The 23,355-nt window shown below is 42.0% G+C and carries 24 protein-coding genes; 14 read left to right on the forward strand and 10 right to left on the reverse strand.

The window, feature by feature from the left end; genetic code table 11:
• A complete protein-coding gene (locus WG905_RS08875; protein WP_339591359.1) occupies nucleotides 1-771 on the reverse strand; it encodes an exodeoxyribonuclease III in 771 nt (256 codons plus the stop codon).
• Nucleotides 768-1,484 carry a peptidylprolyl isomerase gene (locus tag WG905_RS08880; RefSeq protein ID WP_339591360.1) on the reverse strand — a complete coding sequence of 239 codons (717 nt, stop codon included), beginning with the start codon at nucleotides 1,482-1,484 and terminating at the stop codon, nucleotides 768-770. Before WG905_RS08880 ends, WG905_RS08875 begins: the two co-directional genes overlap by 4 nt.
• Before the next feature lie 99 nt (nucleotides 1,485-1,583).
• On the opposite strand from WG905_RS08880, the gene WG905_RS08885 reads away from it, so the two are divergent.
• The 4 genes from WG905_RS08885 (at nucleotide 1,584) to WG905_RS08900 (ending at nucleotide 4,217) form a co-directional block, all read left to right on the forward strand.
• A complete protein-coding gene (locus tag WG905_RS08885; RefSeq protein WP_339591361.1) occupies nucleotides 1,584-1,928 on the forward strand; it encodes an HYC_CC_PP family protein in 345 nt (114 codons plus the stop codon).
• 142 nt (nucleotides 1,929-2,070) lie between these two features.
• A complete protein-coding gene (ygiD, locus tag WG905_RS08890; protein WP_339591362.1) occupies nucleotides 2,071-2,898 on the forward strand; it encodes a 4,5-DOPA-extradiol-dioxygenase in 828 nt (275 codons plus the stop codon).
• Between the two features lie 115 nt (nucleotides 2,899-3,013).
• Nucleotides 3,014-3,559 carry a peroxiredoxin gene (locus tag WG905_RS08895; protein ID WP_339591363.1) on the forward strand — a complete coding sequence of 182 codons (546 nt, stop codon included), beginning with the start codon at nucleotides 3,014-3,016 and terminating at the stop codon, nucleotides 3,557-3,559.
• 73 nt (nucleotides 3,560-3,632) lie between these two features.
• A complete protein-coding gene (locus WG905_RS08900; protein ID WP_339591364.1) occupies nucleotides 3,633-4,217 on the forward strand; it encodes a carboxymuconolactone decarboxylase family protein in 585 nt (194 codons plus the stop codon).
• Nucleotides 4,218-4,306: 89 nt separating this feature from the next.
• Here WG905_RS08900 and WG905_RS08905 read toward each other — a convergent pair whose 3' ends face one another.
• Nucleotides 4,307-6,892, reverse strand: a complete 2,586-nt coding sequence (locus tag WG905_RS08905; protein WP_339591365.1) for a phosphoenolpyruvate carboxylase — start codon at nucleotides 6,890-6,892, stop codon at nucleotides 4,307-4,309.
• A 466-nt stretch (nucleotides 6,893-7,358) separates the two neighbouring features.
• On the opposite strand from WG905_RS08905, the gene WG905_RS08910 reads away from it, so the two are divergent.
• Nucleotides 7,359-7,541 (forward strand): hypothetical protein, encoded by a 183-nt coding sequence (locus WG905_RS08910; protein ID WP_339591366.1) that lies wholly within the window; start codon nucleotides 7,359-7,361, stop codon nucleotides 7,539-7,541.
• A 117-nt stretch (nucleotides 7,542-7,658) separates the two neighbouring features.
• Nucleotides 7,659-8,219, forward strand: coding sequence for a DUF2911 domain-containing protein (locus tag WG905_RS08915; protein ID WP_339591367.1), 561 nt, complete (start codon nucleotides 7,659-7,661; stop codon nucleotides 8,217-8,219).
• Nucleotides 8,220-8,271: 52 nt separating this feature from the next.
• Here the strand turns inward: WG905_RS08915 and WG905_RS08920 are convergent, their stop codons facing one another.
• The 6 genes from WG905_RS08920 to WG905_RS08945 form a co-directional block, all read right to left on the reverse strand.
• Nucleotides 8,272-8,760 (reverse strand): anti-sigma factor, encoded by a 489-nt coding sequence (locus WG905_RS08920; protein WP_339591368.1) that lies wholly within the window; start codon nucleotides 8,758-8,760, stop codon nucleotides 8,272-8,274.
• Complete coding sequence (locus tag WG905_RS08925; protein WP_339591369.1) at nucleotides 8,757-9,335, reverse strand: RNA polymerase sigma factor; 579 nt, start codon at nucleotides 9,333-9,335, stop codon at nucleotides 8,757-8,759. Before WG905_RS08925 ends, WG905_RS08920 begins: the two co-directional genes overlap by 4 nt.
• A 284-nt stretch (nucleotides 9,336-9,619) precedes the next feature.
• On the reverse strand, nucleotides 9,620-9,976 hold the full coding sequence (locus tag WG905_RS08930) for a DUF6249 domain-containing protein (RefSeq protein ID WP_339591370.1): 357 nt from the start codon (nucleotides 9,974-9,976) through the stop codon (nucleotides 9,620-9,622).
• A gap of 116 nt (nucleotides 9,977-10,092) precedes the next feature.
• Nucleotides 10,093-10,518, reverse strand: coding sequence for a hotdog fold thioesterase (locus tag WG905_RS08935; RefSeq protein ID WP_339591371.1), 426 nt, complete (start codon nucleotides 10,516-10,518; stop codon nucleotides 10,093-10,095).
• Nucleotides 10,515-11,021, reverse strand: coding sequence for a DinB family protein (locus tag WG905_RS08940; protein WP_339591372.1), 507 nt, complete (start codon nucleotides 11,019-11,021; stop codon nucleotides 10,515-10,517). The genes WG905_RS08935 and WG905_RS08940 overlap by 4 nt, the downstream gene beginning before the upstream one ends.
• Nucleotides 11,002-12,213 carry a sensor histidine kinase gene (locus WG905_RS08945; RefSeq protein ID WP_339591373.1) on the reverse strand — a complete coding sequence of 404 codons (1,212 nt, stop codon included), beginning with the start codon at nucleotides 12,211-12,213 and terminating at the stop codon, nucleotides 11,002-11,004. Before WG905_RS08945 ends, WG905_RS08940 begins: the two co-directional genes overlap by 20 nt.
• Before the next feature lie 89 nt (nucleotides 12,214-12,302).
• Here WG905_RS08945 and gltX point away from each other — a divergent pair, with 89 nt between their 5' ends.
• The 8 genes from gltX to WG905_RS08985 are packed head-to-tail and all read left to right on the forward strand — an operon-like array spanning nucleotide 12,303 to nucleotide 21,572.
• A complete protein-coding gene (gene gltX / locus WG905_RS08950) occupies nucleotides 12,303-13,811 on the forward strand; it encodes a glutamate--tRNA ligase (protein WP_339591374.1) in 1,509 nt (502 codons plus the stop codon).
• Nucleotides 13,812-13,819: 8 nt separating this feature from the next.
• A complete protein-coding gene (gene ypfJ, locus WG905_RS08955) occupies nucleotides 13,820-14,653 on the forward strand; it encodes a KPN_02809 family neutral zinc metallopeptidase (RefSeq protein ID WP_339591375.1) in 834 nt (277 codons plus the stop codon).
• Nucleotides 14,654-14,684: 31 nt separating this feature from the next.
• Nucleotides 14,685-15,812 carry a hybrid sensor histidine kinase/response regulator gene (locus WG905_RS08960; RefSeq protein ID WP_339591376.1) on the forward strand — a complete coding sequence of 376 codons (1,128 nt, stop codon included), beginning with the start codon at nucleotides 14,685-14,687 and terminating at the stop codon, nucleotides 15,810-15,812.
• A 5-nt stretch (nucleotides 15,813-15,817) separates the two neighbouring features.
• A complete protein-coding gene (locus WG905_RS08965; protein WP_339591377.1) occupies nucleotides 15,818-19,405 on the forward strand; it encodes a response regulator in 3,588 nt (1,195 codons plus the stop codon).
• Between the two features lie 21 nt (nucleotides 19,406-19,426).
• Nucleotides 19,427-19,798, forward strand: coding sequence for a response regulator (locus WG905_RS08970; protein ID WP_339591378.1), 372 nt, complete (start codon nucleotides 19,427-19,429; stop codon nucleotides 19,796-19,798).
• Nucleotides 19,799-19,804: 6 nt separating this feature from the next.
• A complete protein-coding gene (locus tag WG905_RS08975; protein WP_339591379.1) occupies nucleotides 19,805-20,626 on the forward strand; it encodes a CheR family methyltransferase in 822 nt (273 codons plus the stop codon).
• 9 nt (nucleotides 20,627-20,635) lie between these two features.
• Nucleotides 20,636-21,205: a chemotaxis protein CheB gene (locus tag WG905_RS08980; RefSeq protein WP_339591380.1), complete on the forward strand. Its 570-nt coding sequence runs from the start codon at nucleotides 20,636-20,638 to the stop codon at nucleotides 21,203-21,205.
• A 10-nt stretch (nucleotides 21,206-21,215) separates the two neighbouring features.
• On the forward strand, nucleotides 21,216-21,572 hold the full coding sequence (locus WG905_RS08985) for a response regulator (protein ID WP_339591381.1): 357 nt from the start codon (nucleotides 21,216-21,218) through the stop codon (nucleotides 21,570-21,572).
• Nucleotides 21,573-21,597: 25 nt separating this feature from the next.
• Here the strand turns inward: WG905_RS08985 and WG905_RS08990 are convergent, their stop codons facing one another.
• Nucleotides 21,598-23,280 (reverse strand): dipeptidyl-peptidase 3 family protein, encoded by a 1,683-nt coding sequence (locus tag WG905_RS08990; RefSeq protein ID WP_339591382.1) that lies wholly within the window; start codon nucleotides 23,278-23,280, stop codon nucleotides 21,598-21,600.
• Nucleotides 23,281-23,355 lie beyond the last annotated feature (75 nt).

The following is a 23,355-nucleotide window of genomic DNA, read 5'->3' on the forward strand; positions in this document are numbered from 1 at the left end:
TTAAACGCTTAATTCAAGTAAAACCGGACAATGGTCGGAGTGCACAGCATCAGGTAAAATAGTCACCGTTTTAAGCCTGTCGAGCATAGGTTTTGTGGCAAGCTGGTAATCAATACGCCAGCCCAGGTTCTTGGCTCTTGAATTTGCACGGAAACTCCACCAGGTATAATGGTGCGGATCTTTGTTAAAATGCCTGAAGGTATCAATGAAACCATTGTTAAGAAAGAGCTCCATCCATTCACGTTCTTCAGGTAAAAAACCTGAGGAATTAGCATTAGATTTTGGGTTATGGATATCCATGGCCGTATGGCAAATGTTATAATCTCCGGAGATGATTAAATGAGGCCTTTCCTTGCGGAGTTCATCCACATAACCATCAAAAAACTTCATGAACTCATACTTTTTCACTTGCCTTTCATCACCGCTGGAGCCTGAAGGCATGTAAAGGCTCATCAGGGAAAAATCATCGAAATCAACCCTTATGATTCTACCTTCCTTGTCTATCCATTCTTCGCCACAGCCATATTCAACATGGTTTGGTTTAACTTTACTAAAAATGGCCACCCCACTATAACCTTTTTTTTCTGCAGGGAACCAAAAATGCTGGTAGCCGAGCTGCTCAATCACATTAATGATGTCAGGGATCTGAGAAGGCATTGCCTTTACTTCCTGTAAACAAACCAGGTCAGGGTTAACCCCGTTAAGCCATTCCAGGAAGTTTTTAGTTACCGCTGCGCGGATACCATTGATATTGTAAGATATGATCTTCATGCTTTAGTCAGTTTGTCGTTTTTAGCTTGTTTTGCAAGCGTTTTTTCTAATTTTTTAGCTTCTCTTTTTTTTAGGACGGTTACCACCATTTTTACATCAGTAACAGGGCGGTCACGCGGCCCGGTTTCCATAGCTGCAATTTTATCGATCACCTCCATGCCTTTGATTACCTCACCATAAGCCGTATAATTTCTGTCCAGGTGTGGTGTGCCACCAATGGTTTTGTATACCTCACGATGTGCTGCAGGAATTTTAAAATGAAGGCGATTGGTTTCCAGTGCATCCAGCTGCGCATCGGTCAAAACCTTGCCTTGTACGAGGTAAAACTGGCAGCCGCTGGAGGCTTTAAGTGGATTGTCATCCCGGGCAGCGGCCAGTACGCCTTTTTTATGGAAGATACTGTCGTTAAATTCCGCAGGAATGGTATAACCGACATCGCCTTCACCAAGTTCCTTTCCGCTTTCTGCGTTTTTTGAATCCGGATCTCCGCCCTGGATCATGAAACTTTTAATGACACGGTGAAATATAGTGCCGTTATAAAAGCCCTGTTTAGATAGTTTAACAAAGTTATCGCGGTGTAAAGGGGTTTCATTGTAAAGCTTGATCACACATTCACCCGCGCTGGTGGTAATTCTGACGTATTGATGCTGCGGTTTTTTAGCGATGGTCGTGATGAAAATAAAGGAAAGTAAGCAGGTGAGTAGATATTTCATGGAAACAAATTTAATTAATCTCAACATACAAAATGTATTGTGTTTTTTTAATTAAAATTCTTAATTTTGGTACAGTCATTCAAAACAACCTATATACTGATGAAAACGCGTAATAAAATAGCTATAGGTTTAGGTTTCTTTTACCTGCTTAGCGTAACAGGGGTAGCCCTTAACCTGCATTTTTGCAGTAATGAACTTTCATCTGTCCACTTTACCCAAAAAGCCGATTGTAATACTTACAAACCTGCAAACAACCAACTCCTGGCTAAAAAAGATACCCGTCAAAAAAGCACTACAGCAGAAGCTAAATGCGCCGATGGGCAGGAAACTGCGGCTAAGAAAGATGCCGATGAGCGCTTCAGTGTTGCCTCATTTTTTACACCCGTTATCGGAAAATTCATGGAGTATCTCATGCCCGGCCTATTTTTCAAAATTCAGTATTAAGCACAACCTCTTTCATTAAGATATTCATATACCTGCAAGCTCATAATGTTTTCAATGCCTTAAAATTAAGGTCATTAGTTATCCTATGTCAATGCAGCCCTGGTACCTACGGTGTACCTTTGTATAAATTAAATTTATCTTAATGTCAGATTTATCAGCAATAAAAACCATGTCGGCTACCCTGCCTGTTCAGGAGCAATTGATGCCGGTCCTTTTTATCGGCCACGGCTCTCCGATGAATGGGATAGAAGATAATGAGTTCAGCAGGGAATGGGCGGCGCAGGTGAAGGATATTCCTGAACCTAAGGCTGTCATTGTGGTATCGGCACATTGGTTTACCAAAGGTACCTTTGTAACGGCGATGGATTTTCCGTCTACCATACATGATTTTGGGGGCTTTCCACAAGAATTGTTTGATGTGAAATATCCTGCACCCGGCAATCCGGAATTGGCAGCCCTAACGGCTGGATTAAGCAGAAACACAGACATCCACCTGGATCATGAATGGGGTTTAGATCACGGTGCCTGGACAGTGGTGAGGCACATGTATCCTTTGGCAAATATTCCGGTATTACAGTTGAGTATGGATTACACCAAATCTCCTCGGGAACACTATGACCTTGCAAGAGAGTTATATGCTTTGCGAAGAAAAGGGGTGTTGATTATAGGCAGCGGAAACATGGTGCACAACCTGCGCATGGTGCGCTGGGATATGATGCAGGGTGGCAGTTATGACTGGGCGCAGGAGATCAATGAGCAATTTAAAAACCTGATCCTCAACCATGAACACCAGCCTTTAATCAATTATCAAAACTTAGGCTCAGCGGCCCGACTGGCTATTCCAACACCGGAACATTATCTTCCTATGCTTTACACATTGGGCTTACAGGGTGATCATGAAGAGAGCGTTGTATTTAATGATAAAACCGTGGGTGGCTCGTTAACCATGACGTCTATAAGGGTAGGCTAGGTATATAGTTTTTGTCTATATGGGTATCGAGATTAAGTATCCTTTATTAGCATTCCGGGGTTGCGTTTCAAGACAGATACCTGTATCTTTGTGGAAAGAAAATTAAATAAAAATTATGATAAACATAGGTCAACAATTCCCATCATTCACGAAAACAGCAGTAGTAAGTTTAGAAAAAGGAAAAGAATTTGAAACACTATCTTCAGATTCATTAGTTAATGAAAACAACCAGTGGACCTGTATGTTCTGGTGGCCAAAAGATTTTACTTTCGTTTGTCCTACTGAGATTGCAGAATTCAATAAGCATTATGGCGAATTCCGTGATCGTGACACTACATTAATTGGTGCTTCAACAGATTCAGAATGGGTTCACCTGGCATGGAGAAACAACCACGACGATTTACGTGGTTTGAAATTTCCAATGCTTGCTGACACATCTAAGTCATTAGCTGAAGCTTTAGATATTTTAGAACCAAATGAGAAAGTTGCTTACCGTGCAACCTTCATTATAGATCCTCAGGGAATTGTACGTTGGGTAAGCGTTAACGATTTAAGCGTTGGCCGTAATGTAAACGAAGTAATTAGAATTCTTGATGCTTTACAGACAGATGAGCTTTGCCCATGTAACTGGGAAAAAGGTCAGGAAACGTTAACCGTTTAATTTCCCGTTTTAATTCTAATCCCTGCGAAATGCATTTTTGCAGGGATTTTTTATTCCCTAAAATTTAAATAACATGAGTGAAATAACAGAAAATATACAAGAACTATTAACTATTGCAGGCCTTGATACTGCCTATAGAAATGAGAGTTTAACCCTATTAGAAAAAGGAAACTCGAGATATGTTCGCGATTTGAAATTAAACTTTACCAGTACTTTTACCTCTGCACACTTAACAGAAAAAGAATGTGCTTTGCTGGCTTTAAGTATTGCGGTGAACAACAGCAACAAAGTATTAACTGACTTTTATGAAAGCCTGGCGCTGAAAAAAGAGGCTACAGCAGAAGAAATTGCAGAAGCAGTTGGTTGTGCATCTTTATTAGCCTTAAATAATGTGTTTTATCGTTTCCGTCACTTCACAGGAAAAGAAAAATATACAACAATTCCTGCCCGTGTGCGCATGCAATTGATGAGCAGCCCGGTAACCGGAAAAGAGTTCTTTGAGTTAATGAGTACCGCCGTTTCCGCCGTTAACGGTTGTGAGATGTGTGTTAATGCACATGAGAAATCACTTTTAGCATTGGGTGCAACAGAAGAGCGCGTATTTGATGCGGTAAGAATTGCATCGATTGTTACTTCAGCAGGTAAAGTTCTTTACTAAGAAAAGGTTCAGGACATCTGCATAAAAAAAAACGATACTTACATGGTGTAAGTATCGTTTTTTTATTTAGTTTTTTTATTTTCGGGACCTTATGCAGAGTTCCGCCCTGCATTAACAATTCCGTAAACTGTGCGGATAGCCAGTTTTTCATAGGCTTGCTGCTCTTCAGCTGATGCTGTTTGCAGGTTTTTAAGCGCGTAATGCTGGATAAGTACCAATGGCAGGATGATCTTCTCCCTCACGGCAATTGACCTGCGTTCAACGGGATAGTTTTCCATTAACGCCGATTGATCTGAAAGTTTCAATAACATCGCTTTAGAAAGCTCATACTCATCATTCAGCATTTTCCAGAAAGCACCAAACTCCTGGTCATTTATAAAATGTGCGGTGATGGAAAAGTCTGATTTGCTCATTGACATCATACAGTTGTCAATAATGGTTTTAAAATAACCCGACTTATGGTAGGTTTTCTGCACATTTTCCCAGTTGCCTTTTTCTTCCTGTCTTTTTAATGCGGTACCTACGCCGTAAAATCCGGGAATATTCTGTTTCAGCTGCCCCCAGGAAGTCACAAAGCTAATTGCTCGCAGGTCTTCCAGTTTCAGACGTTGTCCTGAATTACGTTTCACCGGCCTGCTGCTGATGTTAATCTTCGATAGCAGTGTAAGCGGCGAGAATTTCTCCAGGTAACTTAAAAAGAGCGGGTGCTTGCGCAGGGCAAGGAAAGTCTCGTAGCTGTCGCTGGCCATGGCATCCATTAACTCTTTGTTCACAGGATCCAGGAGCACATTATGCTTTTCGCGGATCCCTGCGGTAATACCTGCATTAATCAGCTGCGCCATATTAAATTCGGCACTATCAATAGAGCCATATTGTGAACTGATGGTTTGACCCTGAATGGTCAGTTGTATATTTTCATTGGCAATTTCTTTACCCATGGAAGCATAGAAACGATGCGTTTTACCACCGCCTCGAGCTGGGGGGCCGCCACGGCCATCAAAAAACGCAAGACGGATGTGATGTTCATCGGCTACACTTGTTAAGGCTACTTTAGCGTTAAAAATTGACCAGTTGGCCATTAAATAACCGCCATCCTTGGTGCTGTCAGAGAAACCCAGCATGATGTCCTGCTTGTTGCCTCTATTTGCGAGGTGTTTCTTGTAAAACGGATGGTTATACAGCGTCCTCATGATTTCATCAGCACCTTCAAGGTCATTTACGGTCTCAAACAGCGGTACAAAGTCGATCGTTAAATCATCTTCTTCCCAGCCATTCCATAGAAACAGCTCCATCAACTGAAGGATATCGCTTGCCTGCTGACAATTACTAATGATAAAACGGTGGCAGGCAAGTTCTCCGTTCGATCGTTGTATCCCTTTTACTTCGGCAATGGTCTGCAGGGTATCGTTGATCAGCTGATCAGCTTGCTCTGGGTAAATTACCTTTGCGCTTTTAAAAGATAGAAGCTTAATTTTCTCTTCCTCTGGCAGGCTATCATATTCATCAGGGAACAGGGAAATGATGGGTTTACTTTGACGGCAGAAAGCATGCACATCCCGTAACACACGACTGTCCTGTCTGATGTCTAAGGAGGCGAAGTGACAGCCAAATAAATTAACTTTTCGGATCAGGTCGTCTACCAGGTCTGCAAAAAGACCATCATGATCGGCCAGCAACGTATTTTTGATCTCGTTTAAATTTTCAATCAAGGTATCGGCAATATATTCAGGTTTCGAATTGGTATCGAAGGCATTTTTGTAAAGCACATCCTGAACAACAGCAATGGTGTCTTCTACACCCCTGAAGGTAATGCGGCGCTTAATATTTCTAAAATCGCGGTAATAACAACGGAACAAAATCTGGCGCAGCATTTTTGCAACCTGTATGGTGTCCTCTGTATGCACATTCGGATTACCATCTCTGTCGCCACCCGGCCAGAAGCCCAGTTCGATAATCTTTTTTGACTCCAGCTCAAACTCATTTAAGTTCTGGTCTACCTCTGCCTGAATTTGTGCAGCAGCAAAATAAAATACATTCTCCAGGTACCAGGCAAGGCTCAGCGCTTCATCAACCGGGGTTGGTGATTTCTTATTGAAGAAAGGCGTCTTTCCTAATTGCTGTAAAAGCTCATTGATACTGGTGATGTCGTTTGTTTTTAACGCAGCAGTAAGGTCTGTGATGATAGAAAGCACACTGCCGGGATAAAACTGCGTAGGGTGAGCAGTTAAAACCAAACGTAAAGAAAAATCAGCGATCAGGTCCTTGATTTTAATCCCCAGTTCTTCATTATCTACCCCTTTAGAAAGATAGGAGTGAAGCGAACTTTGGTCATCCATGGTGTTCAGCTTATTGAAGGAAGCATCCTCCACTGCATCAAAGAGCACTACCTGGCGTTCAATATATTGGATAAAGCGGAAAAGTAAATCTATGACATCCTTATCGCTATAATCCTGGGCATATTTCTCAAAAAATGTGCTTATAATTTGTCCTGAGGTCTCACGGGCCTTTACACCTTCTTCGCAATGTTTGATAAAAAGTGGCAATAATGTTCCTGTATCTTTGACCTTATAAAAGGGCAGGGTTAGGAATAAACTATTATACAATTCGAATCTGGAAACGACTTCATTATTAAAGATCGCTTCTTTTTGTCCGGTAGCTTTTAGTTTGTGGTTCATGTTAACGGCTATTATTTTGCGCTTAATCTAAGAAAAATGATTTACATAAGGATTATTTGATTCCTAAAATTTGGAATAATGTAAAAAATCTTTAACTTGCTATTCATTAAGGTTAAACAAATTCATCAAACTAAACCGTTGTATTTTGTTGATGCGTTAAGACAAAATACAGTAAACAACCACATTTTTGATTTCAAAAGAAGGCCGCAGCACTGATCGTGATGCGGCCTTCTTTTTTGCGCCTGGGTGATCAGTAATATGGATCACTCGTGGGCAGGTTACCATGTGTCCGCACTCCCTGCAGTAAGTGCAGGGTGAGCGCACGGTTTGTTCGGCAACACGTGGACTGACTGTGCACTCATGGTGGACTCACTGTGGACTCACCCTAATTTGTCACTTAATGCTTTACCGGTACTTCTAATTTTAAAATAATTCAATACCTTTGACACATAACAATTTGAATAAAATGATTAACGAAGAAAATAACACAAGTTTTGATTGGGTTTATTATGTTTTAGGCCTGTTTTTTGGAATCCTGACAGCAGCTATCACAACAGGTAGTTTTGGAAAATCCTTGTTAGGTGGAATCATTGGTCTTATCATCTCCGCATTATTCCTGCATAAAATTGTAAAAGGACGTAAATACTAATTATATTTAGGTTGCCGCTCGTCTGCATGCCAGTTGCATGATTTAAAAATGATGAAAGCATAGCCTTAATAAAACCTTTGATCGCTTCAAAAACCATTTAAAAACAAATGTAAGCCCATGAAAAAATTAAGTTTGTTTGTTCTGTTCGCTTTTTTCGGCCTGGCCGTAAACGCTCAGGAAGTTAAATTTGCTAACGTAGATAAGAGCCCTTTAGATGTGGCTTATTTCCCTTTAAGAGCAACGCAGGTTAAGGCTGGCGATAACACCATGCCGGTAATGAAAGTCACCTATTCGAGGCCTTCCAAAAACGGGCGTGAAATTTATGGTGCTTTAATTCCTTATGGCAAAGTTGACCGCCTGGGAGCGAATGAAAGTACAGAAATTAAGTTTTTCAAACCAGTAACTATTGGCAAGAAAACCATTAAACCTGGAAGCTACAGTTTATTTGCTATTCCTAATAAAGATAGCTGGACCCTGATTCTTAACACACAAACCGACAGATGGGGTGCTTATACTTATGACCAGGCTAAAGATGTTGTGCGTGTTGATGTGCCTGTAAAGCCATTGCCAAATGTGGTAGAAGCTTTATCAATGACTTTTGTTCCGCAAAGCAATGGTGCCAACCTTGTGATTGGCTGGGATAAAACAGCTGTAGAATTACCTGTACAATTTAAATAGATAAAACATGATAGTAGAAGCCCGGTGATGTAATCGCCGGGCTTTTACGTTTTTAGGCTTTTTTGCTCCTGTATAAGCGATCCAAATAGAGCAGGGCTAATAAGATATCAACAAAGAAGAATATTTGCAGTGTGAGCGGGCTAACAAACTGTTTCACATCGATGCTGAAATTAAAGGTTGGCAAGGATAAGGATGGCAAGGATAGGGCTGGAAAATTAGTGTGGGCGATGGCAAACCAGCTTACAGAGACAATGGCCACCAGGAATATTGCCGTTAAGCTATAGATGATGCGTTTATCAACCTTAGTTTTTAAAGCCGAGGGGGGCATCTCCAGGTTTACTTTATCCATGGTGTTCCTGGTAAAAGACATGGAAGGCTCCTCCAGTTCAACTGTAGCCATTAAGTGGTGCAATTCCAGCATTTCTACATATACGGTTGCATAGGCATTGTCATCGGCTATTTTTTTGGCTATAGCCTCCCGATCTTTGCCGCTGAGTTCACCGTCAATATATTCCCAGATTTGTTCTTCTATAGTCTTCATAACAACTCCTTTACTTCTTCTTTTAACAAATATTCCAATTTTTCTTTTAACCTGAGCCTCGCCCGGTGTAACTTCACCTTTACTGTATTACTTTCCATGTTCAGTACCTGTGCAATTTCATCAAGGCTTTGTTCTGACTGGTAGAAAAGCGTGATGATGGTGGCATCATCAGGAAGCAACTGTGAAATGGCCAGGTTGAGGTAGGCATATTTAGATTTTTTCTCTACATCATTGGCCTGGTAGCTTGAAATGTGGTTTTCCAATTGCAGCTGGTTCTCCTCCTCATCAATGGAATAGGTGGCTATCCTTTTTCTTCTTAAAAAAGACATGGCCGTGGTATAGGTGATGGTATATAGCCAGGTGCTGAATTTAGAGGTGTTTTTAAAGGTGCCTAATGAGCGGTAGGCCTTCACAAAACAGTCCTGCGCGATTTCCTCTGCATCTTCCCGGTTCTTCGCAAACTTCATGGCCATCGTAAACACAAAGCGTTTATGGCGGTTGACCAGCTCGGCATAAGCGGCGCTGTTCCCGTTAAGGACTGCTGTGATTAAAGCCTGGTCTGTTTGCTGCTGCATTGCTTTAAGACTCCTGTTTCCCAACTTCGGTTACAGTAATTTAGTAATATTTTTAGAGATTTTTAATAACCTAAGCCTGCGAAAAATTATGGGGAAAATAAGTGCGGGCCTTACTGCGCGGCATTTCCAGGAAGCTTAATTCGTTACAAACAAAAAAGCCGGGGCTTCATTTTAAATTAGCCTAATTATTGGAGCGCTTTAAGTATTGGTATACCCAAATCTAAAAGCCCTGCAATAATCAGCGTTTCGCGGTTCTTGTTTTTGTTGACCTATTGAAGCGAGCCTTAAATTTGCGGCTGCTTGTCGAGCCATTTTTTCTCAATTGCATAAGAGATGATCAGGCCAAGGCCACCGAAAATGCTTAAACAGCCAAAATATACGGCTACACTTTGCTCTTCCCTTAAATGCGTGTTAACTGTGGTAAATAAGGCAATAAGGAGGCCTATACCTAATCCGACTAATAAAAGGCCGAACTTTAAGCTTAAAAACGGCTTAGGTGCTGCTACCCTCATTTTTGGAATACCTGGATCGATGCCACGTTCTATCATGGCCATTTTTTCTTTGTTCACCATGTAGCGGATGCCAAATACCATCGCTGTAGCACAGATAATTAAAAAGATAAATACTATTTCCGGTCCCATTTTCTTGTGTTTTAATTGTTAATTAAGCGGTTAATTATTTTTATAACCGGTATGACGACGCTTTTTTAAAACAGGTTACAGGGGATTCAAAAATATTTCTGTCAAAAAATAGGATCTTATAAGGGTTTAGGCAGAACCGCCACCGTTAAACGACTTATGCAGCTCAACTTTCCTTTATCTGTATAAATTTTAATTTCCCATACATGCGTCTTCGATCCGATATGGATGGCTTTGCAAACGCCTGTCACTAAACCATTTTTAACAGGGCGCAAATGATTGGCATTCACTTCTTGTCCCACGGCGATATACTTTTCAGGATCTACACAAAGGTAGGAAGCGATGCTGCCCAGGGTTTCTGCCAGCACCACTGAGGCACCACCATGTAAAATGCCTGCTGGCTGATGGGTCCTTTCGTCGACAGGCATAGTTCCCTCGATGAAATCATCCCCAAAGGCTGTAAATTTGATGTCCAGCAATGCGCCGATATGGTTTTTAGGGCGATTGTTAATTTGATCTAACGTAAATTCCTTGAACCAGATCATGTGTAACGTTCTTTAATAATACGGGTATGGTGTATAATATGCCCGGCAATGATAAACAGCAGTGCACGCACGGTCACGTACCTTGAAGAGGCTAATCCACCGCGGTTGAGGTCGGCTTCGTCCAAAGACTTGAAAAGGTATAAATTTGCTTTGCGCAACAGGGTAAACTCATCCTCAAAACTCAAGAGGCTTCGCTCAGCGAAATGTGCTGTTTTCACATAATCATCCTCTTCAAAACCCGGAAGACCGCTGCTTTCGCCCCTGGCAAAAGAAAGCAGGCGGAAACATAAAATCCGCTCGGTGTCAATGATATGCCCTACCAGTTCTTTGATGGTCCATTTTCCCGGTGCATAGGCATAATCAGCCTTTTCAATAAAATTCTCCAGAAATTGAGGGAACTCCAGTGCTTGTCGTTCCAATACCGCAATAACATCCTCTTCTTCCACGAGATCGATGTATTGCCCGCCCCAGTTAGGGTACTCGTTAGGTTGTGGTCGGTTCATAAGTGATACTGCTTTTTAAAATAATACGGAAGGTTGTACCCCTCCCTAATTCTGAATCCTTAACAAATATCTCGCCGCTATGGTAATTTTCAACAATACGGCGGGTAAGGGATAAACCCAGGCCCCAGCCTCTTTTCCTGGTCGTATAACCCGGCTGGAACACCGCATCAAACTTCGACCGCTGTATTCCTTTTCCGGTATCTGTGACATCTATAAAGACTTCTTCCTTCGCCAGGTTCTCAATGATATTTACGGTGATGCTCCCCTCATTGGAGATGGCATTGGCCGCATTTTTCAAGAGATTCTCAATTACCCAGTCAAACAAGGGCACATTGAGCATGGCTCTTACCTGTTCATCCCCAGTAATATTAAAGATAATTTTATCTGAGGTCCTTACTTTAAAGTAATTTATGAAATTATTGATCACTAAAAAAACCACATGATCTTCCAGTACTGGTTTAGATCCTATTTTTGAAAAGCGATCGGTGATGACCTCCAGTCTTTTGATGTCGTTCTCCATTTCTGCAATCAAGGGATCATCTTCGGCATTAAACCGTGATTTCATGAGTTCTACCCAGGCCATTAAAGAAGAAATAGGGGTGCCGAGCTGGTGGGCCGTTTCTTTGGCCATACCTACCCATACCTGGTCCTGTTCAGATTTACGCGCCGAGCTGAAAGCAACATAGGCAGTAATCAGGAACAGGGCAATCACACCCAGCTGGATATAAGGGAAGTAACGGAGTTGGGTGAGGGTGGATGAATCTTTATAGTAAACCAGCATTTGTGTGCCCATATAGTTAATAGGCAAGGGGTCATGCTGCTTTTTCATCCGCCTGAGTTCCCGTTGAAAGTATGCAGGATCGTAGGTTGCTTTGGAAGTCGCGTTCTCGTAATTGGTTTTTGTGCTGTCCAGACGCAGGTAAGTTTGAATAACAGTACCGGTGGTATCCGTTAAAATTACCGGTACAGTACTACTTACTGTAATCATATTCAGGACATCCTGATACAACGCATCATCAAAGATCTGTGAAGACTTTTCGGTTCCTTTTACCCAAAGTTCAAACTGAATGCGTTCTTCCTTTTCCATCTTTTTAACAAAGAAGTCGGTGTAAAATACAGATGCGGTACCAATGACCATTGCGAAAACAAGTAAGAATAATTTCCAGCGACGTTTTTTTTCGTAAGGGTTCATATATATGTTCCGCCAAATTACTAAATACCATTCAATAACGCATCAATAGAACGGTAACCCTGTAAAAAATATATATTTGTAACAAGATTATGGAAAAGAAAGTAAGAGTAAGGTTTGCTCCAAGTCCCACTGGTGGGCTACATTTAGGGGGTGTGCGCACTGCGCTGTTCAACTATTTATTTGCCAAACAACACAACGGCACTTTTATTTTAAGGGTAGAAGATACAGATCAGACCCGGTTTGTACCGGGTGCTGAAGAATATATTGTCTCCTGTTTGGAATGGTGCGGCCTTTCGCCCGATGAAAGTCCGCAGAAAGGGGGGGATTTCGGTCCTTACCGTCAAAGTGAGCGCAAGGCGACTTACAGGCAATATGCAGATCAGCTTATAGCGGACGGGTATGCTTACTACGCCTTTGATACGCCTGAAGAGCTGGATGCTAAGCGTAAAGAACAACCTAATTTTTTATACGGGCAAGCGAGCAGACTGCAAATGCGCAATTCACTTACTTTGCCTGCTGCAGAAGTTGCATCACTATTAGAAAATAACACTCCTTATGTTGTCCGCATAAAAATTCCTGAAAATGAGCAGGTTTCTTTCATCGACATGATCAGGGGCCATGTTGCTTTTGATACCAACCTGGTGGATGATAAAGTCTTGTTAAAAGCAGATGGAATGCCTACTTATCATTTAGCAGTAGTTGCTGATGACCATGCCATGGAAATCAGTCACATTTTCAGGGGCGAAGAGTGGCTGCCTTCGGCACCGATTCACATCCTGTTGTGGCGTTATTTAGGCTGGGAAGATGAAATGCCGCATTGGGTGCATTTGCCATTGATATTAAAACCGGATGGCAATGGCAAACTGAGTAAACGTGATGGCGACCGTTTGGGTTTCCCAGTTTATGCACAAAACTGGACTGACCCTAAAACCGGCGATTTGACCCATGGTTTCAAGGAGCTGGGTTTCATCCCTGAAGCTTTTGTGAATTTATTGGCTATGCTGGGCTGGAATGATGGTACAGATAAGGAAATTTTTACCATGGAAGAATTGATCAGCAGTTTCTCTGTGGAAAGAATCAGTAAGGCCGGTGCTAAGTTTGATTTCGAGAAAGCAAAATGGTATAACCATGAATGGATCAAGAATTCTACAGCCGCCGCTTTAACGCCCTACGTGAAAGAACTATTCGCAGATAAAGGCATAGAATTTGATCAACATACCAATTTAGAAAAAGTAATAGATTTAGTAAAAGATCGTTGCAATTTAATAACAGATTTTATCACACAAAGTGCTTACTTTTTTGTTTCTCCAAAGGAGTATGACCTGGCAGCAGTAAAGCCAAAGTGGAATGAACAAAAGGCTGCGTTTTTTAAGGCTTTTATTCCGGTTTTGAATGACGGTTTGTCGGCAGCAGAACTGGAAGAGCAATTTAAAGCTTTGGCACAATCTCATCAGCTTAAACCTGGTGAATTGATGTTACCTTTCAGGATCATGCTTGTCGGTGGAAAATTTGGCCCGGGTGTTTTTGATATCACACAATTATTGGGTGCTGAAGAAACTACCAAAAGAATAAATGAAGCGATTTTAACATTTAATTAATAATCATTATGCAATGGTTCGGTAAAGGAAGTGGTAATATAGAAGACAGAAGAGGCATGAGTGGCGGTAAAGCCCTTGGTGGCGGTGTGGGTATTATTGTCGTGATTCTGGGTCTCCTTTTTGGGAAAGACCTCACCGGACTTGTCGGACAAATGCCTGCGGCTAATCAACAGGAAGTGCAGACGGGTAGTCCGACGGATGAAGCTGGCAGATTTGTGGATGGCGTACTGGAATCTTCTAACCAGGTTTGGGAGAAGCAATTTCAGGCCATGAACAGTACCTACGAAAAACCTGTGCTGGTGTTATTCGAAGGTAATGTGCAGTCTGCCTGCGGCAGTGCCAGCGCTGCTGTAGGACCTTTTTACTGCCCCGGTGACAACAAGGTCTACATCGACCTTAGTTTTTATCAGGAGCTAAAGAACAGGTTTGGTGCAGCCGGCGATTTTGCACAGGCTTATGTCATAGCGCATGAGGTGGGGCACCATGTACAGAACCTTTTGGGTATTACTGAAAAAATGGACCGTTACCGAAGTCAGCTGAGCGAGAAAGAATACAATAAACTTTCCGTAAAGCTGGAGCTTCAGGCAGATTTCTTTGCCGGTGTATGGGCACATGATGCACAAAACCTGAAAGATTTCAAATTGGAAGAAGGTGATATTGAGGAAGCCCTGAATGCTGCCAATGCCATAGGCGATGATAAGCTGCAGCAACAAACACAGGGAGAGGTTGTGCCCGATGCATTTACGCACGGTACCTCTGCTCAACGCATGCACTGGTTCAAGAAAGGCTTTGAAACCGGTGATATGAAACAAGGAGATACCTTTAATTCCAGCGAACTATAAGACAATTAATTTTTACCTGCTTAAAAGAATAATGATCCTAATTGTAGATGACACTCCCGAAAACCTGATTTCACTAAAGAAAGTTCTTGAAGCACATAATTTTGAAGTTGATACCGCCTCCTCTGGAGAAGAGGCGCTTAAAAAGGTTCTTAAAAATGAATATGTATTAATCATCCTTGACGTTCAAATGCCTGGCATGGATGGCTTTGAGGTGGCGGAGGCCATCTCTGGTTATAGTAAAGCCAGGGAAACGGCCATCATATTTCTGTCTGCGGTAAATACTGAATTAAGTTTCATCACCAAGGGGTATTCTTCCGGTGGTCTTGATTATATCACCAAGCCCGTGGATATGGGGATTTTACTACTTAAAGTGAAAACTTTTTACCGGATCTATGAGCAAAGCCGTAAACTGATCGATGTACAGAAGGCCCTTTTGCATGAAATAGAAATCCGGAAAAAGGCGGAAAACAAAAAAGATGAGTTTATCAGTATTGCCAGTCATGAGTTAAAAACCCCTTTAACCAGTGTAAAGGGCTATGTGCAATTACTGGAACGAAGTATAGATAAAGGCGATCTGCCTACAGTGAAGCGGCATTTGCAAAAAGCCCAGGTACAACTTGAGAAGTTAAACGACCTGATTGCCGACCTCCTTGATATTTCTAAAGTGGAGAGTGGAAAGCTAGAGTTTAACCAGAAAAACTTTTTCATAGATGAGCTGCTGGACAATGTGATGGAAATCATACAGCAGTCTAATCCTGATTTTAAAATCATTAAAAACGGTTCAATACTCCTTCCTGTTTATGGGGATGAAACGCGCATTGAGCAGGTAATCATCAACTTTTTAACCAACGCCATTAAATATTCTCCAGGCACTCAAGAAATCACGATCAACTTACGCAGGGAAGAGGAGCGGATTTATGTGGGCGTGAGGGATTATGGAATTGGCATAGATGAATGCCAGCAGAAAAATGTGTTCGAGAAGTTCTTTAGGGTAGAAGAAACCGCTATACAATTCCAGGGATTAGGGATAGGGCTATATATTTCAGCGGAGATTATTCAAAGGCATGGTGGTGAAATTGGTGTCAAAAGTAAAATCGGTGAGGGATCTGAGTTCTATTTTTACCTGCCTCTATTGGCCGGTCCCGAAAACAATAATTAAGTCATATGCAGAAAAGTAGAAGCATGAAGAACAACCTTAGAATGGGTTTAGGGCTATCCTTGTTGGTCCTTTTCACGAGTTCTCTGGCGTCATGGGTTAGCATCAACAACCTGATTAAAAGTTCTGATCTCGTTGCCAGGAGCAATGAAATTATTTCCAAATTAGATGATATAATTGCTGCGGTGAAAGATGCAGAAACAGGTCAAAGGGGCTTTTTGCTCACTGGTGAGGATGTTTTTTTGGAACCCTATTCCGGTGCAAGGCAAAGGGCCATTACCAGACTGAATGAAGTTGCTGCCAGAACGCAGGGCAACAGCATCTACCAGACGAATATTAAGCAACTTGACGAAATCATCAAGGGTAGGTTAAATACGCTTGATAATAATTTAATGATCAAGCGTCGGGGTGGTAATGTTACTGTCAATCAGCTTTTGCTCGGTAAAGAATCAATGGACCAGTCCAGGGCATTGATAGAAACCATGAAGAATGAGGAAAAGCGGTTGTTGACTCAACAAACTGATGACTTAAACCGAATGGCAGGTTATACACCTAACCTCATTCTGCTGGCGGCTTTTCTTGCCGTCATGATCACCTTGTTCTTTTACCGCAAAGTATCTTCAGATTTCACAGAACGTATGAAGCTTCAGCTGGAGCTGCAGGAAAAAAATGAGGAGATGGATTCGCGGATCCAGGTGATCCAGGAGCTTGCAAGCCAAATTTCGAAAGGAAATTACCAGATCAGGTTGGATCAGCAGGAAAAGGATAACCTGGGGAGCCTTGCGGCTCATTTAAATGCCATGGCCGAGTCGCTTCAATATTCTTTTTCGTTATTGGCGGATAAAGAATGGCTGCAGGCCAGTATTGCAGGTTTAAACGACAAGATGGTTGGGGAGAAGAGTGTTGATGAACTGGCAACAGAAATACTTGCTTTCAATATTGAACGCACCGGAAGCCATGTTGGAGCCATCTATTTACTGGAGAACAAGGATCTTGTGCTAAGAGCAGGTTATGCGCTCGACAAAGAGCACATTAAAGAAGTGCTGCAAATTGGCGAAGGCATTGTGGGGCAGGCTGCTTTATCGGGTAAACAAATCTTGCTGAATGATATTCCCGATGCTGAACTTACCGTTAGCTATGTATCAGGCCAAACGAGGCCAAAAAATATCGTTGTGGTTCCTATCATCAGGGATACCATGTTGGTTGGTGTGATGGAGTTGGGCATGCTGAACATTTACACGCCCTTACATCTGGAGTATTTCAAGAATATAGGGCAAAATATTGGCATAGCTATTCATGTTGCTCAAAACAGGAAAAGATTACAGGACTTTTTAGAAGAAACGCAGGCACAGACCGAAGAGCTGCAAGCACAGCAAAGCGAACTGGAAGGGCTGAATGCTGAACTCGAAGTTCAGGCGCAAAAAATACAAACTTCTGAAGAGGAATTGCGGGTGCAGCAGGAAGAATTGCTGCAAAGTAACCAGGAACTGGAAGAAAGAACGAGCTTGCTGGAAGAAAGAAATCAGCTGATCCAGGAACGTAATATACAAATACAGGAAAAAGCCCACCAGCTGGAACAAAGTACCAGGTACAAATCCGAATTCCTGGCCAATATGTCGCATGAATTGCGTACCCCTTTGAATTCCATCTTGTTGCTGTCTAAACTCATGTCTGAAAATAAAGACCTTGACCATGAATATATTGAATATGCAGAGGTGATACAAAGCTCCGGACAAGGGTTATTGGGCTTAATTGACGAGATTCTTGATCTTTCGAAAATTGAGGCCGGCAAGATGAAACTGGAGTTCGAAGATGTCAGCCTTCCGGAAATTGCTACGGATCTGCGATCATTATTTATGCCTTTGGCAAAGAATAAAAACCTGGAATTGGTGGTCGATATGGAGCCGGGCATAAATAAAGTGCATACAGATAAAATGAGGTTGGAACAGATTCTTAAAAACCTGCTTTCCAACGCGATAAAATTTACATCCCAGGGTAAGGTGGCACTGACCATTACCAAAGACGACGAAAAGGAAGTCGTGTTTTTTAAAGTTACCGATACGGGGATCGGGATTCCTAAAGACAAGCAAAGCCTTGTTTTTGAGGCCTTTCAACAGGCAGATGGCTCCACTAAACGTCGTTTTGGAGGCACCGGACTGGGGCTTTCCATCAGCAGGGAACTCGCTAAGCTTCTTGGGGGGGAAATTGCATTGACCAGTAAAGAGGATGTGGGCAGTGAGTTTACTTTTGCCTTATCGTTATCAGGCAATAACCATGAAACAAATAAGGCGGTAGTTCCCTATATCACCAAACCTTCCTATATAGAAACCATTCCGGAAATTCTTCCTGAGCGGTTTACAGTAGATAAAATCCCTCAGGAACTGGAAGACGACAGGCACGAGATCTTGCCTAGTGACAGGGTGATTTTGATTATTGAAGACGATACCGCTTTTGCTAAAACGCTGCTCAATTTCACCCGTAAACGTAACTATAAGGGGATTGTGGCTGTAAGGGGTGATGTAGGTATTGAAATGGCTAATTATTTCCGGCCACTGGCTATTTTACTGGATATTCAGCTTCCGGTTAAAGATGGCTGGCAGGTGATGGAAGAACTTAAGGCAAACCCTTTAACAAGGTCTATTCCTGTGCATATCATGTCATCACTGGAAGTCAAAAGAGAAAGCCTGCTCAAAGGGGCCGTAGATTTTATTAATAAGCCGGTGGCCCTGGAGCACATGAAGCAGATCTTCCAGAAATTGGAACATGCCTTAAGCAAACATCCCAAAAAGGTGCTGATTGTGGAAGAGAACAGGCAGCATGCCGAGGCTTTAAGTTATTTCCTGAGTAATTATAACATACAGACCCAGGTGGTCAATAATGTGCTGCAAAGTATTGACGCCTTGAAGCAGCGCGAGGTGGACTGTGTGATCCTTGATATGGGTATCCCGGATAAAAACGCATATGAGACGCTGGAAACCATTAAAAAAAGCGAGGGACTGGAGAACATTCCGATCATTATATTTACCGGCAAGAACCTCTCTAAAGGGGAAGAAACAAGGATCAAACAATACGCTGATTCCATTGTTGTAAAAACCGCGCATTCCTACCAGCGGATATTAGATGAAGCGGGACTTTTTCTGCACCTGGTGGAAGCAAAGGAAGATGTCAACACCCGGAAGCCTTTAACTGAAAAGCTTGGGGGCTTATATGAGGTGCTGAACAATAAAACGGTTTTGATTGCTGATGATGATGTTCGTAACATCTTCTCACTAACCAAAGCTTTGGAGATGCACCAAATGAAGGTGCTGGCTGCCACTGATGGGAAGGAGGCTTTACAGATCCTGAAAGAAAATCCATTGGTGGATATTGTTTTAATGGATATGATGATGCCGGAGATGGACGGCTATGAAAGCACAAAAGAGATCAGAAGAATTCCTGCCTATAAGAATTTACCGGTGCTGGCTGTTACAGCCAAGGCCATGATGGGCGACAGAGAAAAATGCATCGCTGCGGGAGCTTCGGACTATATCTCCAAACCTGTAGATATTGACCAGCTCATTTCGTTGCTGCGTGTATGGTTATATGATAAAGTATAAAAATAAGACCTTGTTTAATTTATGGGTGATACGAAGAAGATATTAATTGTAGATGATGATAACCGTAATATCTTTGCTTTAAGGGCAGTGCTAAAGGCTAAGGGGTATCAGTGTTTATCGGCTCCTTTCGCCGAAGAAGGTTTTCAGCTATTGAAACAGCACCCCGAAATTGCGGTGGTGTTGATGGATATGATGATGCCGGGTATGGATGGTTATGAGGCTATTGCTAAAATGAAAGAAACCCCGGCTTTTAAGGATATACCCGTGATTGCTGTAACTGCACAGGCTATGGTTGGTGACCGCGAACGCTGTCTTGAGGCAGGGGCTCAGGGCTATGTTTCTAAGCCTATAAATGTAGATAAGCTCATGGAATTACTAACGCAATACATTTAATCAAGGTTGGAGACGCAGGTAATCAGCAATGAACAGATTGAGGTCTTATTAGCAGACCTGCTGGAGAATTATGGCTATGATTTTACCGGTTATTCAAGGGCATCTCTTAAAAGAAGGGTCACCCGCTTGTACGGCCTGGACAAAATTCCAGGATTTACGGAGTTCAGGTATAAAATTCTGAACGATGGTTTTTATTTTAAACGGTTTGTGGAACAAATTACCGTTAATGTGACAGAGATGTTCAGAGATCCTGGCTTCTTTAAAACACTAAGGGAGGAAGTTCTACCGCGGCTGGGGACTTATCCTTTTATCAGGATATGGATAGCTGGCTGCTCTACCGGTGAAGAGGCTTATTCTATTAGCATTTTATTGAAAGAGCTTAATTTGCTGGGCAAGTCTTTGATATATGCTACTGATTTAAATCCTGCGGTTTTAGAGAAGGCAAGTTTGGGTATGTTTCCCTTAAGTTATATGAAACAATACTCTGAAAACTACATCGCCTCAGGAGGGACCCAGGATTTTTCCACGTATTATACAGCGAAGTACTCCCTTGCCAAGTTTGACGATGAACTGAGAAGTAAAATGATCTTTTCTACACATAACCTGGTTTCAGATAATTCTTTCAATGAGTTTCAACTTATTTTATGCAGAAATGTGTTAATTTATTTTGACCGGGATTTACAGTATAAGGTGTTGGAATTGTTTGATGACAGCCTGGAAGAACTTGGATATATGGCATTGGGTACAAAGGAAACCATAGATTTTTCGCAGATAGTAAAAAAATATAAAAGATTGCCGGGAGATAAAATCTGGCGCAAAATTGTTTAATATGTTAATATGTCGAAATGTGAAGCTTTAATAATTGGTGGTTCTGCCGGTAGTTTAGATGTACTGCTAAAGATGCTGCCTGCTATTGATACGCAGCTCAGCTTCCCCATCATTATTGTCATTCACCGTAAAACGGGCTCAGATTCGCTGCTGCCGGAGTTATTATCGGGGCGTACACGCTTGAGGGTGAAGGAAGCTGAAGAAAAGGAAAAAGTTGTGCCGGGAACTATTTATATTGCGCCCTCTGATTATCACCTGCTAGTGGAACTTGATCATACCATATCATTGGATTACTCGGAGAAAATTAACTTTTCCCGGCCGGCGATAGATGCTACCTTTCAAACTGGTGCAGAAGTTTACAAAGATCGGCTCGCTTGCCTGTTGCTTTCAGGCTCCAATGCAGATGGCGTGAATGGCTTAAAAACCGTAAAACGATATGGAGGCAAGGTGCTTATTCAAAACCCGGAGAATGCCCAGGTCGCCTTTATGCCAGCGCAGGCTATATTGCATGTTGAACCTGATTTTATTTTAAATGCTGAAGATATGGCAGAATTTATAAATTTGTTGTCAAAACCCTAATTAATACCCTATGAAGAAAGTGTTTATTTTCGATGATAATACCGATATACTTGAATTATGCACCATAATTTTAGAGGATGCGGGGTATGAAATTAAAACGTCTTCAACTTCCAATGATATCATAAGCCAGGTTAATGCTTATACACCTGATATTATTTTCATGGATAACTGGCTTCCGGATGTAGGTGGTATCGATGCGACCAAAGCACTTAAAAATAACGAAGATTTAAAACATATCCCTGTGATCTATTTCTCTGCCAATAATGACGTGAAGTCCCTGGCTGAACAGGCAGGAGCAGATGGTTACCTCTCCAAGCCATTTGATATCCTTGAACTGGAGGCTATGGTAAGTAAACACCTGCTTTAATACTATTGTTAAACGCTATTTAACCTTATTTGACGCCTAAAACGTCAGCACCCTGTTCAAAAACAATATCAACAGGGATGCCTTTGCTGCTTAACCTGTCGAGGTCTTTTTGAAGCGCTGCAGGAATAACAGCGTTCTCTTGTTGTACTTTCACCACCGCGTTATAATCTCCATTACCCTGTAAGGTGATAATGAGGTTGCTTAGTTCGTTCATGGCTACAGCAAACTTATCATAATCTACTTTGTAGGTTCCCGCATCCGTTCTAATGAAAGCGCCTTTTTCTTTAAAGAAGTTAAAACATTGCATATTGGCCTTACCGTGTGCACTGGCTGCCCCAAAGCGAACCGAGCGTAGGATACCTGCCATGAAGGTGGTGTAATATTCCTTGATATCGCCGGTTAACTCCCCTTTCTTCAGGAGGTCGGTAACCATATAAAGGCCTAATACATCTGCTTTTCCTTCTTCAAGCCAGGAATATTGTTCTTTAAGTGCTTCTTTAACAAAGCCTTTCCCGGTGATGGTTTTCTTGATCCCTAATCCATGGGCCACTTCATGAAACATGACATTGGCGAAAAAGGCATCAAATTTAATGTATTGTTGTTGCTCCTTTTCAATAAGCTCTTGTGAAATAGGTACAAGTATTTTATCAAACTTGGCTTTCATGGCATTTTTAAGCTGCGAGCGACGGGTGCCCTTCTTTTGCTGGATCACCTCATCATTCGGCAGGTTAACTGCGATGGTTTTAGAACCGGCATTACAGTCGCCGGCATAGTAGACCACATCATAAGCATTGAGCTCGCTGTCTGTGCCCGGCATTTCGCTTTTATATTTAGCAGGTACAGGAAGTCCTTTTTGCAGCGAAGGAAGCATACTTACATACTTTTCCAGGCGTTTACTCCAGGCTTTGTCCTTAACTAGTACATAACCTTCATATGAAGTCCTTGCATTAAACAGCTTGTCCTCATAATTCTCAATCGGACCGATAATAATATCAAGAACATTGTTCTTCATGTCCAGCCATGCGTTATCACTGGCCGTGTATTTATCGGTAACCAATGCATCAGACCTTAAGTTTAAATACTTTTTAAAGGCAGGGTCCTCGGCAAGCAAGGCTGCTTGTTTCAGTAAGCTGGAAGCCTTTTGTAGTTCTGTAGCATAAAGAACATGGTAAGGAATAAGGATTAAATTGCCTGTAGAGTCCCTCCTTACAATAGAATAAGGATTGAATTTGTCTTTTAAATTTGATTTTTCAAACTCTTCTTTGGACATATCTTCCGGATAAAAAGCAGCGCCGGCAGGTTTTGGACCAATCCCTGTGATAAAGGGCTTATCCCCGTTTAGCCTGTCCCAAGGGCCATAATTTATTCTTACAAATGCCCGGGCATTTTCATCCTTCAGTCCACCTAAAAGACTGTCCCGCTGCGGATAAGCCTGTTTCCAGAACAAATCATCCATTATTTTTGCCGCCTGGATCAACAAAGGGAGAATTTTACGTTCATTGACGGTAAGTTCATTTAAATTAGTGGTGAGCTTAACAGTTTCGTAAATATTGATCCTGCTGTCCACATAATCTTTTAAGCTGTCCCTTTGCATGCTTGTGCTTGCTGTTTCTGCTGTGTCTTCTCCATTGTTACTGCCGCAGGAAGCTAGGCCTGCAATTAATGCACAACCAAAAAACAGGCGTGTTACGGTATATGTGTATTTCATTAGTATATATTGTTTTTAGCGACTATGAAGCCATCGTAAGTACAAACTTATGACCTTCAAACCGGAAGAATGCTA

This window comes from Pedobacter immunditicola, from assembly GCF_037482985.1.
Classification (GTDB): Bacteria; Bacteroidota; Bacteroidia; order Sphingobacteriales; family Sphingobacteriaceae; genus Pedobacter; species Pedobacter immunditicola.

What these genes read in the sequence shown, in the direction of transcription:
- WG905_RS08965 (WP_339591377.1), top strand. Translation starts at nt 15,818, where the DNA reads ATGCAGAAAAGTAGAAGCATGAAGAACAACCTTAGAATGGGTTTAGGG.
- ygiD (WP_339591362.1), top strand. Translation starts at nt 2,071, where the DNA reads ATGTCAGATTTATCAGCAATAAAAACCATGTCGGCTACCCTGCCTGTT.
- WG905_RS08990 (WP_339591382.1), bottom strand. Translation starts at nt 23,280, where the DNA reads ATGAAATACACATATACCGTAACACGCCTGTTTTTTGGTTGTGCATTA.
- WG905_RS08930 (WP_339591370.1), bottom strand. Translation starts at nt 9,976, where the DNA reads ATGGGACCGGAAATAGTATTTATCTTTTTAATTATCTGTGCTACAGCG.
- WG905_RS08915 (WP_339591367.1), top strand. Translation starts at nt 7,659, where the DNA reads ATGAAAAAATTAAGTTTGTTTGTTCTGTTCGCTTTTTTCGGCCTGGCC.
- WG905_RS08925 (WP_339591369.1), bottom strand. Translation starts at nt 9,335, where the DNA reads ATGCAGCAGCAAACAGACCAGGCTTTAATCACAGCAGTCCTTAACGGG.
- WG905_RS08885 (WP_339591361.1), top strand. Translation starts at nt 1,584, where the DNA reads ATGAAAACGCGTAATAAAATAGCTATAGGTTTAGGTTTCTTTTACCTG.
- WG905_RS08985 (WP_339591381.1), top strand. Translation starts at nt 21,216, where the DNA reads ATGAAGAAAGTGTTTATTTTCGATGATAATACCGATATACTTGAATTA.
- WG905_RS08940 (WP_339591372.1), bottom strand. Translation starts at nt 11,021, where the DNA reads ATGAACCGACCACAACCTAACGAGTACCCTAACTGGGGCGGGCAATAC.
- WG905_RS08910 (WP_339591366.1), top strand. Translation starts at nt 7,359, where the DNA reads ATGATTAACGAAGAAAATAACACAAGTTTTGATTGGGTTTATTATGTT.
- WG905_RS08905 (WP_339591365.1), bottom strand. Translation starts at nt 6,892, where the DNA reads ATGAACCACAAACTAAAAGCTACCGGACAAAAAGAAGCGATCTTTAAT.
- WG905_RS08970 (WP_339591378.1), top strand. Translation starts at nt 19,427, where the DNA reads ATGGGTGATACGAAGAAGATATTAATTGTAGATGATGATAACCGTAAT.
- WG905_RS08895 (WP_339591363.1), top strand. Translation starts at nt 3,014, where the DNA reads ATGATAAACATAGGTCAACAATTCCCATCATTCACGAAAACAGCAGTA.
- WG905_RS08880 (WP_339591360.1), bottom strand. Translation starts at nt 1,484, where the DNA reads ATGAAATATCTACTCACCTGCTTACTTTCCTTTATTTTCATCACGACC.
- WG905_RS08900 (WP_339591364.1), top strand. Translation starts at nt 3,633, where the DNA reads ATGAGTGAAATAACAGAAAATATACAAGAACTATTAACTATTGCAGGC.
- WG905_RS08945 (WP_339591373.1), bottom strand. Translation starts at nt 12,213, where the DNA reads ATGAACCCTTACGAAAAAAAACGTCGCTGGAAATTATTCTTACTTGTT.
- WG905_RS08920 (WP_339591368.1), bottom strand. Translation starts at nt 8,760, where the DNA reads ATGAAGACTATAGAAGAACAAATCTGGGAATATATTGACGGTGAACTC.
- gltX (WP_339591374.1), top strand. Translation starts at nt 12,303, where the DNA reads ATGGAAAAGAAAGTAAGAGTAAGGTTTGCTCCAAGTCCCACTGGTGGG.
- WG905_RS08935 (WP_339591371.1), bottom strand. Translation starts at nt 10,518, where the DNA reads ATGATCTGGTTCAAGGAATTTACGTTAGATCAAATTAACAATCGCCCT.
- WG905_RS08980 (WP_339591380.1), top strand. Translation starts at nt 20,636, where the DNA reads ATGTCGAAATGTGAAGCTTTAATAATTGGTGGTTCTGCCGGTAGTTTA.
- WG905_RS08875 (WP_339591359.1), bottom strand. Translation starts at nt 771, where the DNA reads ATGAAGATCATATCTTACAATATCAATGGTATCCGCGCAGCGGTAACT.
- WG905_RS08960 (WP_339591376.1), top strand. Translation starts at nt 14,685, where the DNA reads ATGATCCTAATTGTAGATGACACTCCCGAAAACCTGATTTCACTAAAG.
- ypfJ (WP_339591375.1), top strand. Translation starts at nt 13,820, where the DNA reads ATGCAATGGTTCGGTAAAGGAAGTGGTAATATAGAAGACAGAAGAGGC.